15 protein-coding genes are annotated in these 14,465 nt (G+C 47.9%); 12 read left to right on the top strand and 3 right to left on the bottom strand.

Annotation, left to right across the window (positions count from 1 at the left end; translation table 11 throughout):
* Positions 1-94 precede the first annotated feature (94 nt).
* The 7 genes from NG796_RS24890 to NG796_RS24920 all read left to right on the top strand — a co-directional run bounded on the left by NG796_RS24890 (position 95) and on the right by NG796_RS24920 (position 4,723).
* On the top strand, positions 95-1,933 hold the full coding sequence (locus NG796_RS24890) for a tetratricopeptide repeat protein (RefSeq protein ID WP_261210044.1): 1,839 nt from the start codon (positions 95-97) through the stop codon (positions 1,931-1,933).
* Positions 1,934-2,076: 143 nt separating this feature from the next.
* Positions 2,077-2,307 (top strand): hypothetical protein, encoded by a 231-nt coding sequence (locus NG796_RS24895; RefSeq protein WP_261210045.1) that lies wholly within the window; start codon positions 2,077-2,079, stop codon positions 2,305-2,307.
* The gene (locus tag NG796_RS24900; protein WP_261210046.1) at positions 2,307-2,708 is read left to right on the top strand and encodes a type II toxin-antitoxin system VapC family toxin; all 402 of its coding nucleotides are present in this window, start codon (positions 2,307-2,309) and stop codon (positions 2,706-2,708) included. Before NG796_RS24895 ends, NG796_RS24900 begins: the two co-directional genes overlap by 1 nt.
* Before the next feature lie 300 nt (positions 2,709-3,008).
* A complete protein-coding gene (locus NG796_RS24905; RefSeq protein ID WP_261210047.1) occupies positions 3,009-3,623 on the top strand; it encodes a Uma2 family endonuclease in 615 nt (204 codons plus the stop codon).
* 198 nt (positions 3,624-3,821) lie between these two features.
* On the top strand, positions 3,822-3,956 hold the full coding sequence (locus NG796_RS24910; protein WP_261210048.1) for a hypothetical protein: 135 nt from the start codon (positions 3,822-3,824) through the stop codon (positions 3,954-3,956).
* A gap of 123 nt (positions 3,957-4,079) precedes the next feature.
* The gene (locus NG796_RS24915) at positions 4,080-4,436 is read left to right on the top strand and encodes a hypothetical protein (protein ID WP_261210049.1); all 357 of its coding nucleotides are present in this window, start codon (positions 4,080-4,082) and stop codon (positions 4,434-4,436) included.
* Positions 4,437-4,495: 59 nt separating this feature from the next.
* Positions 4,496-4,723, top strand: a complete 228-nt coding sequence (locus tag NG796_RS24920) for a DUF433 domain-containing protein (RefSeq protein ID WP_261210051.1) — start codon at positions 4,496-4,498, stop codon at positions 4,721-4,723.
* A gap of 110 nt (positions 4,724-4,833) precedes the next feature.
* Here the strand turns inward: NG796_RS24920 and NG796_RS24925 are convergent, their stop codons facing one another.
* Positions 4,834-5,157 carry a FitA-like ribbon-helix-helix domain-containing protein gene (locus tag NG796_RS24925; protein ID WP_261210052.1) on the bottom strand — a complete coding sequence of 108 codons (324 nt, stop codon included), beginning with the start codon at positions 5,155-5,157 and terminating at the stop codon, positions 4,834-4,836.
* Between the two features lie 129 nt (positions 5,158-5,286).
* Positions 5,287-6,804, bottom strand: coding sequence for a serine/threonine-protein kinase (locus NG796_RS24930; protein WP_261210053.1), 1,518 nt, complete (start codon positions 6,802-6,804; stop codon positions 5,287-5,289).
* 386 nt (positions 6,805-7,190) lie between these two features.
* Here NG796_RS24930 and mnmG point away from each other — a divergent pair, with 386 nt between their 5' ends.
* The 3 genes from mnmG (at position 7,191) to NG796_RS24945 (ending at position 11,489) form a co-directional block, all read left to right on the top strand.
* A complete protein-coding gene (mnmG, locus tag NG796_RS24935) occupies positions 7,191-9,104 on the top strand; it encodes a tRNA uridine-5-carboxymethylaminomethyl(34) synthesis enzyme MnmG (protein ID WP_261210055.1) in 1,914 nt (637 codons plus the stop codon).
* Positions 9,105-9,467: 363 nt separating this feature from the next.
* Positions 9,468-10,778: a hypothetical protein gene (locus NG796_RS24940; RefSeq protein WP_261210056.1), complete on the top strand. Its 1,311-nt coding sequence runs from the start codon at positions 9,468-9,470 to the stop codon at positions 10,776-10,778.
* A 135-nt stretch (positions 10,779-10,913) separates the two neighbouring features.
* The gene (locus NG796_RS24945) at positions 10,914-11,489 is read left to right on the top strand and encodes a TIGR04376 family protein (RefSeq protein ID WP_261210058.1); all 576 of its coding nucleotides are present in this window, start codon (positions 10,914-10,916) and stop codon (positions 11,487-11,489) included.
* Between the two features lie 119 nt (positions 11,490-11,608).
* Here the strand turns inward: NG796_RS24945 and NG796_RS24950 are convergent, their stop codons facing one another.
* Positions 11,609-12,049, bottom strand: a complete 441-nt coding sequence (locus NG796_RS24950) for a peptidoglycan-binding domain-containing protein (protein ID WP_261210059.1) — start codon at positions 12,047-12,049, stop codon at positions 11,609-11,611.
* 274 nt (positions 12,050-12,323) lie between these two features.
* Between NG796_RS24950 and NG796_RS24955 the strand changes: the two genes are divergently transcribed.
* On the top strand, positions 12,324-13,367 hold the full coding sequence (locus NG796_RS24955) for a hypothetical protein (protein WP_261210060.1): 1,044 nt from the start codon (positions 12,324-12,326) through the stop codon (positions 13,365-13,367).
* Between the two features lie 245 nt (positions 13,368-13,612).
* Positions 13,613-14,311, top strand: a complete 699-nt coding sequence (locus tag NG796_RS24960; protein WP_261210061.1) for an aldehyde oxygenase (deformylating) — start codon at positions 13,613-13,615, stop codon at positions 14,309-14,311.
* Positions 14,312-14,465: the final 154 nt, after the last annotated feature.

Here is a 14,465-nt window from a genome sequence, read left to right on the forward strand (position 1 = left end):
TCCCAGACCCCTTACCTCTACATCCGCTCACTTTACCCCTCAATACTTGTTAGGGGTTAAAAACATATATCTGTAAGTGAGTGGGGGGCCGGTAATGGATACCCAAGGACGAATAGTGGGAATTCACGGACGAGCTGAGGGCGAGGAGTATGAAGGTGTGCAACTGGGGCGGAGTTTGGGTATTCCCACGAACACTCTGTTAGGCAGTTTGCAAGTATGGGGAATTGAGCGAGAGTGGTTGCAAGTAGAAACTGATCCCCCTCCAGAATTGGATATAAATAAGTTTGTAAACATGATTGCGGCTCTGGCGGTCACTCAAAAAAAAGCCCCCAAACAAGATGCCACTGCTAGGGATTGGATTAACTATGGCAATCAACTCTGGCGTGTGGATCGTTTTGAGCAAGCAATTGAGGCGTTTAATCAAGCGATTCACCTTAACCGCAATTCCTATGCTGCTTGGTACGCCAGGGGTTTAGCGTTAAGTGCAGATAACCGGCATAGAGAGGCAGTGCGGTCTTTTGAGCAAGCAATTGTCATTGATAATACACGCTATGAAGCATGGCGAGAGCAAGGTAAATCATTGTTATTGTTAAAACAATACCCAGAGGCTCTGGCCTCAATTGATGAATCGATTCAACAGCAAAATCAGGATGCCGTAATTTATATATTACGTGCAATAATACTGTCCGAATTAAATCGCTACCAGGAAGCAGTAGAGACTTACACCAAAGCCATTGATATTAAACCCCATGCCTGGGCTTACAACGACCGGGGTGCTGCCCGTTCTGAGGCAGAAGATAAGCAGGGAGCGATCGCTGACTTTAACCAAGCGATTAAAATTAATCCCCAAGATGCGCAATCTTACTATAACAGAGGTATTGTCCGTGCTGAGTTGGAAGACTTGCCTGGGGCGATCGCTGACTTCAACCAAGCGATTAAACTCAATCCGCAGTATGCCGAGGCTTACAACAATCGTGGTGCTATCCGTCAGGACTTAAGAGATTTGCCTGGGGCAATAGCTGATTACAACCAAGCGATTAAACTCAATCCCCAGAATGCCCAGGCTTACTATAACAGAGGGAATGCGCGTTCTGAGGCAGGAGATAAGCAGGGAGCAATAGCAGACTACACCAAAGCAATTAAACTCAATCCTCAATTTGCTGACGCTTATAACAACCGAGGTGTTGCTCGTAAAGATTCCGGAGATTTGTCCGGGGCGATCGCTGACTATACCGAAGCGATTGAGTTCAATCCCCTGTATGCCGGGGCTTATAACAACCGAGCTTATGCCCGTAAAGATTCCGGAGATTTGCCCGGGGCGATCGCTGACTACAACCAAACGATTAAAATCAATCCCCAGGATGCCGAAGCTTATAACAACCGAGGTGTTGCTCGTGCAAACTCAGGAGACTTGCTGGGGGCGATCTCGGACTTCACCGAAGCGATTAAACTCAATCCCCAAAATGCCTTGGCTTACAACAACCGGGGTAATGCTCGTAAAGACTCAGGAGATGTGCCGGGGGCGATAGATGACTACAACCAAGCGATTACAATCAATCCCCAGTTAGCCTTAGCTTACAACAACCGGGGTAATGCCCGTACGAACTCAGGAGACTTGGCCGGAGCAATCTCTGACTTCACTGAAGCGATTAAAATTAATCCCCAGTATGCTGAAGCTTACTACAACCGAGGTGTTACCAGTTCTATCTTAGAAGATATGCCGGGAGCAATCTCTGACTTCACTGAAGCGATTAAAATTAATCCCCAGTATGCTGAAGCTTACTACAACCGAGGTGTTGCCCGTTATCTGTCCGAAGACAAGCAGGGTGGCATAGAGGATATACAGAAAGCAGAACAGCTATCGTGTCAGCAGGGGAACCCGCTATGCCAAACGGCAAAGGATAACCTCAAAAAGATGGAAGCTGGGAGATGAGGTTGGGGAGTTTGGGAAGGGTGGGAGAGCAACATAGCCTTATCGAATGACTCGAATTTCCACCCCTACACTCAGACTTTCCCAAACGCGACTACTTGCATATCTTGCTCAAAATTATTTATCTCAATTTGATAGTTATTCCTATGACGCTAGAACAAGTTCTACAATTAGCCAAACAACTTTCCCTGAGCGATAAAGTTCGCTTGATCGAGCAACTTGCTCCTGAAATCCAGCGAGAATTACCGCCTAACGATTCCCAACCGCGCCGCTCTTTGTGGGGACTTTGTTCCGACTTGGGAACCGCCCCTTCATCGGAGGAAATTGATGAAGCTCGCCGTGATGTTTGGGCAAATTTTCCTCGGGAGGATATCTAATGTTGCGAGCCATTGTAGATACTCATGCAGTGATTTGGTATATTTTTGCAGACCCTCGTCTTTCTGTCACCGCGCAAACAGCAATAGAACAGATAGCTGCCGATGGTGATACCATAGGTTTTTCATCAATTACCCTAGCTGAAATTATTTATTTAATCGAAAAAAGTAGAATTGCCCCTTCTACTTTGACGCGCTTGTTAGGAGAAGTTGACAAACATGACCCGCTGTTAATTGAAATTCCGTTTGACCGTAAAATTGCTCAACTCATGCTGAATGTTGATCGCGCTCAAATTCCTGATTTGCCCGATCGCATCATTGCTGCTACTGCTTTATATTGTGACGTTCCACTAATCAGCCGTGATCATAAAATTCAACTTTCCACCGTGAATACTATCTGGTGAGCGCTCCCCCCAACTCTCCTTAATAAAGGGGGCTTTTTTACTCATTCCCAGGCTCCTCTTTTTTTGGCGAAGGGCTAGACAGGAGGCAGGGCAGCGCTATGGTGCATTCCCACAGAACCGGGGAACAAAAAACAGGGGAAATCAACGGTGTAGGGTTCCAGAATATGAGACATGGTTCGATGAATTTTGGAGAATACCCATTAAAATTTTGCTCTACCCCTATTAAAGCACTCAAACATCTTGATGTCACTTAATCGCTAAAGCATCCCCTAGCCAATCTCTATCCGATAAGAGGTCAAAATGGTACAGACACCCCCTCAACCGGCAACCGAAACTCTATTACTGAAATTGCCTAAAAAACTGGGGCTTTACGTTACCCCAGAACAGTTTGCTGCCCTGGCAGCCAGTAATCAAGATTTGCGACTGGAAAGAACTGCACGAGGAGAATTAATCGTGAATCCACCAACGGGTTGGGAAACCGGGAAACGCAATAGCAGAATTTCTGGCGAAGTGTATCTATGGTGGCGAAATACCGGCGAACTGGGAGAGATTTTTGACTCCTCCACGGGATTTATTTTACCCAATCAAGCAACTCGTTCTCCCGATGCTTCTTGGGTGAGTCAAGCGCGTTGGGATGCCTTGACTCCGGAACAAAAAGGAACTTTTGCTAATCTTTGTCCCAATTTTGTCGTTGAGTTGCGTTCTGCTTCAGATTCTCTCAATTCCCTACAAGAAAAAATGCGGGAGTATATGGAGAATGGGGCAGATTTAGGTTGGTTAATCGACCCGCAAAATAAAACTGTGGAAATTTATCGCCAGGGGTTGGAAGTCGAACAGTTGGAAAATCCCCAGGAGTTATCCGGTGAAGAAATATTACCCGGTTTTGTCTTGAATTTGCCTCAAGTATGGGGGTAAAATTCAAGGCAGCAACACAACACCCGGCGGGGGTTAAAAACCCCGCCTAACAGCTCAAGTCGGTTTCAACCGACTATAAGTCTTATGTGATGGTGTTTTCAGTCGGTTTTAACCGACGTAGGGGCGCTTCGCGAAGCGCCCCTACAGGCCGCCAATCGATTTATCCCCTGCCGGTGTTGATAATGGTGCTGGAGTTTTATGAAACTAGAACAAGTTTTACCCTTGGCAAAACAACTTTCCTTAATAGACAAAGTACATTTAATCGAGCAACTCGCTTCAGAAATTGAGCGAGAACTGTCCCAAGTCGAGTCCCAAACCCGTCGCTCTTTGTAGGGACTTTGTGCCGACTTGGGAAGCGCACCTTCGGCGGAAGAAATTGATGAAGCTCGCCGTGATATTTGGGGTTCTGGTTTACAATAATAAAAAGTTGATTTTACTAGAGGGCAGGCAGGAGAAATGGAAAATTCTTACCCGGTTTCGGGAGTCAATTCAAATTGGGCTTACCCGATTTTAGAACCAGCGGATATAGAAACCCGATTTTCAGAACTGGCTCAACAGTGGCGACGGGAAACCGGCATGATGTCTTTAGTTACGAAAATGTCCATGCACCCCGCATACCAAAGGATAATTGGCATGGGTCAACCCGTTGTCCCCCTAATTTTGAGGGAATTAGAACAGGAACCCGACTATTGGTTTTGGGCATTGCAAGCGATTACAGGGGCTAATCCGGTGCAACCAGAACAGCGGGGACGGTTAACACAGATGGCAGCAGCTTGGATAGAATGGGGCAGAGAACATGGCTACAGATGGTAGATTTTATCGACTGAGTTTTAAGCTAAAATGAACAGTATTACTACTACCCAATCAGTCCAATGAAAACTACTTCTCCTGTGATTCATAGTGACCCTGACATTCTGGGAGGAACCCCAGTTTTTGTGGGAACTCGTGTGCCTATGAAAACCTTACTGGATTATCTGGAAGCAGGCGAACCCTTAGATGAATTTTTAGACCACTTTCCTAGTGTGAGTCGAGAACAAGCCGTTGCTACTTTGGAAGTTGCCAAAGAAATATTAACAGCCTATTATGCGAATCCTGCTTGATGAGTGCAGTCCCCGACCTTTAAAGCGTGAACTGGTTGATTATAATATCAGCACAGTTGTGGAAATGGGATGGTCATGAATATGTTGGTGGCATCTAGCAATAAATTATATCAGTTTTTAAAAGTAGGGGGTTCGCGTAACGGTTCTCGGGGAATCGCTGGAATTTCAAATTCTCCTAAATCAGCAAATCTTTTGCCGATCGCATCTGCTAGATTTAACGGTTCCACAGGAGTTTCTTTTAAAACCGCCCGAATGATTTCTTTTGCTTCTTCTTCCAGAGAACGTCCATAATAATCGGCTCGCTTTTGCAGCCGATTTTTAAAGTCATCATCAAAATTTTGAATGGTGATATTACTCATAATTGCTGCAATATTTTTGATGTTAAAGGCTGTGCTTAGGTTTAATTTCCTCGTGACTTGGCTCTGCCGAGTCATGCTCTTTGGAGGCTCTGCCTCCCTTATTAGGCGGCAGAGCCGCAGAAGGCGCGGATCACGGCAGAGCCATGATACGAGGTTGTTACGAGGTTGTTACGAGGTTGTTATTGCTTTTGCCATGATTTGGACTTATTTCGGTATTTTAAACGAGTCTTGCAACTTTTTAATGACTGTTTGCTGGTCCGTTGGAAAATTGGCGGCTTCGCCACTATAGGTTAGTTGATAAACTCTGCTATTTTTCACCGTCCAGATGGCTTGATGTTTGATGGGAATCCCATTTTTTGTGGTACTATAGATTACCATATTGGCGGCCCGGTTGTCCAGGGTGGTGTCAGCAGCGGTATTGACTAAATTGAGATTATATTCACTTTCCAATTGAGGCCGCAATTTTTGCTGATAATACTCCTGATGCGTCAGGGGTTGCGGTAAATCAATGATGGTGAGGGTGATGGTTTCTTGATAGTCTGATGGCTGTTGTCTGGGGGCTTGAAATACGGCCCGATCGCCTCCCAAGGGTGGATGAATTTGTTGCACCTGCCAATCTCCGGGATATTTCAGCATAATCCCATTGTCTTGATACAGCACATCTTTAACCCCCTCTAATCCAATAAATCCTCGGACTTCGGGAACGGTAAAGGCGACAATTACTCCCACGACTGTCACCATTACAGTCACTAAACCCAGTTTATCGCTTCGGGACAACTTGATTCTTGACATCATCGTAGATTGATTCGGTTTGACGACTGAATGAGTCCCAGCAGCTCCCTTTCCAGATAGCGCCGTGGAAGGAACTGAAGAATTGGATAAGGCTAAAATGTCTTGCAAAGCTGCTCCTGCATCCGCATACCTTTGGCGATAGTCCTGTAGCACCATTTGATCAATAAAATTGGCTAAATTATCGCTAACTTTAGCTAACGGACGCCAAGCAATTTCCCCCGTGGTCTTATCTTGAGGTAATCCGCCAGTTCTCGGGTCAGGATTTAAGCCGGTTAAGGCTTGAATGGCAATAATTCCCAAGGCATAAATATCGCTGCTCAAGTGGGGTTTTCCGGCAGCTTGTTCATTCGGCATATAGCCACGAGTCCCGATCGCCATCGTTTGCAGTGCCGTCCCAGAAGTCGCCGAAAGGTTCCTAATCTCTTTCACCGCCCCAAAATCGATTAAAACAATTTTCCCATCCTCTTGACGGCGCATCAAGTTATCTGGTTTAATATCCCGGTGAATTACCTGTTGTTTATGAACAAAGGCCAACACTTCCAAGGTATCTTGTAAGACTTGAATTACCTCAGTTTCCCTGAGTTTGAGAGTGGGAATAATTTCTTTACTCAGGGGATGTCCGGTAATTAATTCTTGGACTAAATAAAAGTGATGATTCTCCTCAAAATAAGCCAACAATCGGGGAACTTGGGGATGATTGCCCAATTTTTCCAGGAGTGCTGCTTCTTGGTCAAATAACTGTTTAGCTTTCTCTACAACCGAGTTGGCAAGGGTAACCCCAGGGGAGGAGGGCTGAATTTGGAGTTGTTTGACCACACAGTGAGGGTGGTTGGGACGTTGAGTATCGGCAGCGAGAAAGGTTTTGCCAAATCCGCCTTGGCTGAGGGGTTGTAAGATTTGATAACGTCTTTGGAGGAGGGGAGCTTGCATCTGATTTCCTCTGTTGTCCGGGTTATTTAGATTGTAGATTAAACAGGATAAATTGGGGAATATTAGCGAAGTTTTATTAGGGCAATTGTACAGTAGATTTTTTTCAAAATAACGGATTGATCCCCCCAACCCCCCTTAAAAAGGGGGACTTAAGAGAATTTTGCAACAAGTCTAATTAAGTCTAGTTCTCAATTCCTGCTATTCGGGCTATCTGTAAGGGAAAACATCGGGATAATTGGGGTCTGTTACCGGCATCAATTGCTGATTTCATTCATCGGTTATGGGTTTAACATATCATCCGGGATGTCCCCTTTCCCCATCACCTGGATGTAGAAGGGGATGAGAAGGGCTATGATTAGGAAAGAGTCCAACACCATCCAGACAGAATGACCATGCCAACACCAGAGTTTCAAGATGTTTTTGATGTCGTTGTTGTGGGTGCGGGTCACTCGGGATGTGAAGCAGCACTCGCTACGGCACGTCTTGGGTGTCGCACCCTTTTACTGACGTTGAATTTGGATAAAATTGCGTGGCAACCCTGCAATCCGGCTGTGGGTGGCCCTGCGAAGTCCCAACTCACTCATGAGGTGGATGCTCTCGGGGGCGAAATTGGCAAGATTGCCGATCGCACTTATCTCCAAAAGCGGGTCCTTAACTCTTCGCGAGGTCCCGCTGTTTGGGCGTTGCGGGCTCAGACGGATAAGCGGGAATATGCTCACGTCATGAAAACCATTGTCGAAAATCAAGAGAATTTATCCATCCGCGAAGGCATGGTCACGGATCTGGTTCTCGGTGATAATGATGATGTGATCGGGGTGGAAACCTATTTTGGCGTCGCCTTTGGTTGCAAGGCGGTGATTTTAACCACAGGGACGTTCCTCGGGGGGACAATCTGGGTGGGGAATAAGTCCATGAGTGCGGGACGTGCGGGGGAATTTGCTGCGGTGGGGTTGACGGAAACCTTGAACCGTCTGGGATTTGAGACGGGACGACTCAAAACCGGGACTCCGGCACGAGTTGACCGGCGATCGGTGGATTACAGTAAGATGGAACCGCAACCGGGGGATGAGGAGGTGCGCTGGTTCAGTTTTGACCCGGAGGTTTGGGTGGAACGGGAACAGATGCCTTGTCATCTCACTCGCACAACAGCGGAAACTCATCGCCTGATTCGGGAAAATTTGCATTTATCTCCGGTATATGGCGGTTGGGTGGATGCGAAAGGTCCGCGCTATTGTCCGAGCATTGAGGATAAAATTGTGCGATTTGCGGACAAGGAATCGCACCAGATTTTTATTGAACCGGAAGGGCGGGATATTCCTGAGTTGTATATTCAAGGATTTTCTACGGGTCTGCCGGAGCGTTTACAGTTGGAACTGTTGCGGAGTTTGCCCGGGCTAGAACATTGTACTATGTTACGTCCGGCTTATGCGGTGGAGTATGACTATCTGCCAGCGACACAATGTTACCCGACCTTGATGACGAAGAAAATTGAGGGGTTATTCTGTGCGGGTCAGATTAATGGCACGACGGGATATGAGGAAGCGGCGGCACAAGGGATTGTGGCGGGGATTAATGCGGCGCGGTTGGTGCGCGGTGAGGATGCGGTTATTTTTCCTCGGGAACACAGTTACCTGGGGACGTTGATGGATGATTTGTGTACGAAGGATTTGCGGGAACCGTATCGGATGTTGACTTCGCGATCGGAGTATCGGTTGTTGTTGCGATCGGACAATGCGGATCAGCGGATGACGCCGGTGGGACGGGAGATTGGCTTGATTGACGATCGCCGTTGGGAATTATTCACCCACAAACAGGAGAATATCGCAGCGGAAAAACAACGGTTGGAGACGACGCGGATTAAGGAACATGAGGAATTGGGGGTGGCGATCGCTGCTGATATTCAGCAAAAGATTAAAGGCTCAATTACCCTAGCCGAGTTGTTGCGCCGTCCTGGGTTCCATTATGTTGACCTCAACCGTTACGGACTGAGTAATCTGGATTTGACTTTAGAAGAACGGGAGGGCGCGGAAATTGATATCAAATATTCTGGGTACATCCAACGGCAGCAACATCAAATCGACCAAGTAGCACGGGAGGAACATCGGAAACTCTCTCCCGACTTGGATTATGCCAATATTATCACATTGTCTAAAGAGGCCCGGGAAAAATTGGCGAAAGTTAAACCCTTGACGATCGGGCAAGCTTGTCGGATTGGGGGGGTGAATCCTGCGGATATTAATGCCTTGTTGATTTATCTGGAGTTACAAGGGCGACAGTTAGCAACGAGTGGATCGGTTTAGTATATCTCTTTCGCTCTCGTGTCATGGCAGAGCCATGACACGGGCATTGTGCGGCTCTGCCGCCTGTTTCGGCGAGATGTGAGAGAACTGGAGGCAGAGCCTCCAGATTGCATGACTCGGCAGAGCCAAGTCACCAGGAGGGGGCTTTTTGTCAATAGTTTGTAACAGAAAGACGGTTGACCGTTCTGGCAAAAGCGAGGACAATAAATGGGTGCAACTGGTTCAAGCGAATTAGGCCCTAAAATTAGGACTGTCGGATTGTCTAAACTAGGTTATAAAATCGGAGGGGAACTGCCCGGTTGCCAGTAGTCGCCCAATGATTGCGATCGCATCTTTAACCCTAACCCTTATAAAAAAAAGGCCATGTCTCAGGATATCAGCACTAAAACCATAGACTCATCCCAGGCGGAACAGGAGAGAGGCGGGGTTGGTACCCCGAATTGGTCGGTCGATGCCTACGCCGATCGCCTCATGAATGACCTATTTCAAGATGTAGACCGGATTTTAGATGGAGGCAGCCGCAAACCCAAACCGGCCCCCCCGGATTTAGTGACCTTGCAATCGGTGCAAGTGCCCCAAATCATCCTCCCTCCAACGATGATGCCTAAAACTGCCGCAGAAGCGACAGTTGATGCCAAGGCAACCCGCACCGATAAACGGCGCAAGGGACAATCCTTCGATCGCCTCTTATTAGGGTCCGCCTGTGGATTGCTCCTGATTACCCTCGGGTTATGGTTATGGAATCGGGGATATTTGCAGCAATTTTGGGCGAAAATTGCCCCGGCACAGCCTGAAGCCGTAGCTCCTCCGAAAACGGCGGAACAGTTGAAAGCTGAGGCAGATGCTGATTTTGCGGCCTATATGGAGCGATCGCTCGATGTCATGGACCGACAAGCAGCGGGTCAACCGGCAGAACCCCTGGTGGCACCGAATACCGCCTTACCGATTCCCCCGCCGCCGCCTCCGGTGAATGTCACGGTTAATCCACCAAATGTCATGGTCCCGGCACCTCAAGTTACGGTTAATACTCCCCATCAAGGCAATCTCGCCGAGGTCCTCAATCGGATTGCGATCGCCTTGGAACGTGGCATCAATCCCACCCTCGTCCAACCGAATCTCACCGTTACCATTCCTCGGACCCCCCCAGCGCCTCAAACCACCGCAGCAGCACCGGCACCCGCCGCACCTCCGAAACCAGCGGCATCTCCGAAACCCGTGGCATCTCCGAAACCAGCGGCACCGGCACCCGCCGCAACTCAACCGCCTACCCCAGAACCGGCACCCACTCCCACTGCCACCCAACCACCCAGAACGGTTAACGTACAACCCCAGGTAGCAGCGCCACCCCCACCCATTCCCCAACCCGCACCCCCAACGGCAGAAGAAGCCCCAGATGGAGTCGCAGAAAATCCGGCAGCGGAAGAATCAGAACCCGTCCCCGCCGCTGCGGCATCCAGTTCTAGTGTTTCTGGACTCAAGCATAAATTAGTGGGAATTCTGGAATTGGGCGATCGCTCTGTTGCTTTATTTGAAGTCGATGGGGTTCCCCGTCGTGTGAATATTGGCGAAACGATCGGCTCAAGCGGCTGGAGTTTAGTGGAAGTCAAAGATGGTGAAGCGGTCATTCGTCGCAACGGTGAAGTGCGCTCAATCTATACGGGACAGTCTCTCTAGGGTATTTCCAAAAACACACTGGAGTTGATGAACCAGTAGGGGTGCAGATCATGCACCCCTCACTGTGAAAACACTCACGAAAAATTGTCCTACCATAGATAGAAGAAGTGAAACCTGAGCGAGGGAGTGCCTGCAATGGGTCTATTTGAAGACATGAGCCGGTTCTTAGAAACCAGATTAGAGGAGTTTATGCGAAACAATCCTCATCTGGAATTGCAGGTGCTAGAAGAGCAACTGCGAGAACAAGAGGAAGATACCCTCAAGTTAATTTTGGAATTGCAACGGAAAGAAAAGCAATTGCAGGATAGCATTCTCTCCACCGCTCAGGAGATTCAACTTTGGCACGATCGCGTCAGTAAAGCCAAAGCTGCCAATCGCGAAGATTTAGTCCGTGCCGCACAAGAACGGGAAGCTTCTTTACTCCGGGAAGGCAATCAATTCTGGGGACAAATGCAAGGGGTTAAAGAACGGATTGAAAAGGCAAAAGATTTATACCGTCAGATTCAAGTTCGTCGTCGGGAAGTGAAGGCGAAATCCGTTGAAGCAGAGGCAGCGCGTACTCAAACGAAAACTCAAACGAGTTGGGATACGGGATGGAATAAAAGTTATAACCGCAGTTTTAATAGCGGTGCAGACCCTTTGGATCAAGAATTTCGCCGGTGGGAAGCTGATGAAGAGTTAGAACGCTTAAAGCGCAATATGAAACGGTGATTTTGACGCCGGTTTTGTACCCGAAAACGACTAAAGTCGTTACTACAAACTAAGAATTGTTCTGGTTGTTCGGAGTAACGACTTTATTCGTTATTTCTCCTGAATTGACATAATTTCCTTTAAAATAAGAAGGTTAAAAACACTAATTTACGCCAAGTCCAGGTTCCCACAACTCCATCGACTACCATGTGATTTTTCTGCTGAACGGCTTTAACCGCCGCTTCAGTTTTCGGTCCAAATACACCGTCAATGGCTCCAGGGTCGTAGCCGACTTTTTTTAAGGTTTCTTGCAGGGATTTTACTTCGTCACCTTTAGAACCGAGTCGTAAGGTGGGTCCCGGTTTAGGCGATCGCATGACGCCTTCAAAATTATCCTCAGTTTCTTTGCCGACAATGCCATCGGCGGATAATCCCATATTTTTTTGAAAGGCTTTAACCGCCGCTTCAGTTTTCGGTCCAAAAATTCCGTCTACATTGCCGGAAAATAATTCTAGGGTTTGCAATTTCTGCTGTAAAAACTTTACGGATTCTCCGCGATCGCCTAATTTTAATCCCGTCATATATTACTTATAACCATGCTTATTTACCTACTATTTTAAATGGTTTTAAACGCTTCGTCAATCTTAGGGATAAATTCAGGGAAGATTAGGTATTTTTTTTAGATAAAAATAGTGAATATTTCTGAATTTGGGAATAGAGGGCTGGGCGAAACGGGTCTCAACCCCCTGGAGACGCAAGGACCCCCTGGGGTCTGTGCAGGCAAAACAATGCATGGAGTAGACCCAACTCATGCCATAATAAGTCGGCTGTCGCCCAATAAAATTGCTGCTGTCAATGGCTGAACGACCCCAATCCCCGGAAGAACTTGCTGCGGTTTTAGAAAATATCACGGACCTGAATTTTAACCTTCCGGACCCGGAAGATGAGGAGATTTCAGAGCCTGATTTTGAGCATCAGGTGGATAATGCCTGGAAAGTTTGCGACCATTTTGATTTGCAAACGGATATTTGGCGCGGACGGATCCTGAGTGCAGTGCGCGATCGCGAAAAAATCGGCGGAGAAGGACGCGGCAGGGGCTTCCTTAACTGGCTCAAGGACCGGGAAATCAGCAAAAGTCAGGCTTATTCCCTCATAGAACTAGCAAATAGTGCCGATACCCTCTTAAGTCAGGGGGATTTGGACCCGGATACCATTAATAAATTTAGCAAACGGGCTTTTGTGGAAACGGCGAAATCTGCGCCCGAAGTGCAGCAGATGGTCACGCAGGCGGCCCGAGATGGCGATCGCATCACCCGCAGGGAAGTCCGCCAACTCTCGGACGAATGGACTGCGATGACATCAGAATTGCTGCCAGAAGAGGTGAAAGAAAAGGCGACTGCCGGTTCCCTGCCTCCCCGTTATCTCGCGCCATTGGTCCGCGAAATGGAGAAACTTCCCCCCTCCCACCAGGTTTCGATTCGGGAGGAAGCGGCAATCAATCCTGATGTGGATACCGTCAAGCAACTAACGTCCGATGCGCGAAGTTTGTCCAAATATTTAGATGCAGCGGCGCAGGTTCAGGCGATCGCCGCCAGTTCCATCGATGTAGAAATGGCCTTAGAAGAAGCACTGCGCATGGGTTGTTTGAACACCGCAGCAGATTTGGTCAAACAAGCCTCGCAAATTGAGCAAACCGTTGCCAAACTGTACACCACTTGGCGACGTTTGGGCAGTTTGACCGATCGCCTCTATGTCGATACCGGGGCAAGCACGCCCCATTTGCGAATGCTGTTGACTTGTTTAGACCGATTAGCCGGTCAAGTGATAGAGGTCCCTCTGGGAGATGAAGGCGATCGCACCATTCGCTTGCAAATTCTGAGTGATTCTCAGCCCGAGTAGAAGCAACCGGGGCGATCGCCCCTTCACCGCCATCCCCTAAGTTCTGTAGCCCTTGGGGCTAGATTCCTACCAGAGTCTGTCCTCGTTGGCGATTCCCTGAAAAAATGGTAAAGTTATATGACGAACGGTAAAGTAAAATAAAAGACCTTTAAATGGTGTTAACCCGTCTATTCTTTACCTTAACTCAAATAATAAGGTCAGTTCTAAGATTGTCAGCAACCATATCATCAGGAGAAAACAGAGCTATGCCCCAGCTTGAGGCCACCAGCGCAACCCTTGACTTCCAAAGCCCCACCTATAAAGATGCTTACAGCCGAATTAACGCGATCGTGATCGAAGGCGAACAGGAAGCCAATGATAACTACATTAAACTGGCTGAAATGCTGCCGGATTGTAAAGACGAATTGCTCGGCTTGGCAAAAATGGAGCTTCGTCACAAGAAAGGGTTCCAAGCCTGTGGGCGGAATTTAGCGGTAGAGCCTGATATGGAGTTTGCCCAGGAATTTTTTTCTGGGTTGCACCAAAATTTTCAAACTGCCGCAGCCGAAGGTAAAGTTGTCACCTGTTTGTTGATTCAAGCGTTGATTATCGAAAGCTTTGCCATCTCTGCTTATAACATCTACATCCCTGTAGCCGACCCCTTTGCACGGAAAATTACCGAAGGCGTCGTCAAAGATGAATACAGCCACCTCAACTTTGGGGAAAAATGGCTGCAAGCCCATTTTGAGGACTCCAAGACGGAACTCGAACAAGCCAACCGCCAGAACCTCCCCATCGTCTGGAAAATGCTCAATCAGGTAGCTGATGATGCCAAGGTCCTGGAAATGGAAAAAGAAGCCCTCGTAGAAGACTTTATGATTGCTTACGGTGAAGCCCTCAGCACCATTGGATTTACGACTCGCGATATCATGCGGATGTCGGCTTACGGACTAGCCGGGGCCTAAATTTAACCCTTAAACCTTGGGGCGATCGCCCTCAATTCCGTAAGTTTTTACTGGAATTGAGGGCGATCGCTATTTTTGGGGCTTAACTCCGTACAACTACCCCCTCTAGGGGACTGAATCAACCCCAGGGAATCAACTTCCGTCGGGGACTCCC

Origin of the sequence: Laspinema sp. D2d, from assembly GCF_025370755.1 — a bacterium.
Classification (GTDB): domain Bacteria; phylum Cyanobacteriota; class Cyanobacteriia; order Cyanobacteriales; family Laspinemataceae; genus Laspinema.

What these genes read in the sequence shown, in the direction of transcription:
- NG796_RS24955 (WP_261210060.1), top strand. Translation starts at nt 12,324, where the DNA reads ATGGCTGAACGACCCCAATCCCCGGAAGAACTTGCTGCGGTTTTAGAA.
- NG796_RS24915 (WP_261210049.1), top strand. Translation starts at nt 4,080, where the DNA reads ATGGAAAATTCTTACCCGGTTTCGGGAGTCAATTCAAATTGGGCTTAC.
- NG796_RS24930 (WP_261210053.1), bottom strand. Translation starts at nt 6,804, where the DNA reads ATGCAAGCTCCCCTCCTCCAAAGACGTTATCAAATCTTACAACCCCTC.
- NG796_RS24950 (WP_261210059.1), bottom strand. Translation starts at nt 12,049, where the DNA reads ATGACGGGATTAAAATTAGGCGATCGCGGAGAATCCGTAAAGTTTTTA.
- NG796_RS24960 (WP_261210061.1), top strand. Translation starts at nt 13,613, where the DNA reads ATGCCCCAGCTTGAGGCCACCAGCGCAACCCTTGACTTCCAAAGCCCC.
- NG796_RS24910 (WP_261210048.1), top strand. Translation starts at nt 3,822, where the DNA reads ATGAAACTAGAACAAGTTTTACCCTTGGCAAAACAACTTTCCTTAATA.
- NG796_RS24900 (WP_261210046.1), top strand. Translation starts at nt 2,307, where the DNA reads ATGTTGCGAGCCATTGTAGATACTCATGCAGTGATTTGGTATATTTTT.
- NG796_RS24905 (WP_261210047.1), top strand. Translation starts at nt 3,009, where the DNA reads ATGGTACAGACACCCCCTCAACCGGCAACCGAAACTCTATTACTGAAA.
- NG796_RS24925 (WP_261210052.1), bottom strand. Translation starts at nt 5,157, where the DNA reads ATGACTCGGCAGAGCCAAGTCACGAGGAAATTAAACCTAAGCACAGCC.
- NG796_RS24945 (WP_261210058.1), top strand. Translation starts at nt 10,914, where the DNA reads ATGGGTCTATTTGAAGACATGAGCCGGTTCTTAGAAACCAGATTAGAG.
- mnmG (WP_261210055.1), top strand. Translation starts at nt 7,191, where the DNA reads ATGACCATGCCAACACCAGAGTTTCAAGATGTTTTTGATGTCGTTGTT.
- NG796_RS24890 (WP_261210044.1), top strand. Translation starts at nt 95, where the DNA reads ATGGATACCCAAGGACGAATAGTGGGAATTCACGGACGAGCTGAGGGC.
- NG796_RS24920 (WP_261210051.1), top strand. Translation starts at nt 4,496, where the DNA reads ATGAAAACTACTTCTCCTGTGATTCATAGTGACCCTGACATTCTGGGA.
- NG796_RS24940 (WP_261210056.1), top strand. Translation starts at nt 9,468, where the DNA reads ATGTCTCAGGATATCAGCACTAAAACCATAGACTCATCCCAGGCGGAA.
- NG796_RS24895 (WP_261210045.1), top strand. Translation starts at nt 2,077, where the DNA reads ATGACGCTAGAACAAGTTCTACAATTAGCCAAACAACTTTCCCTGAGC.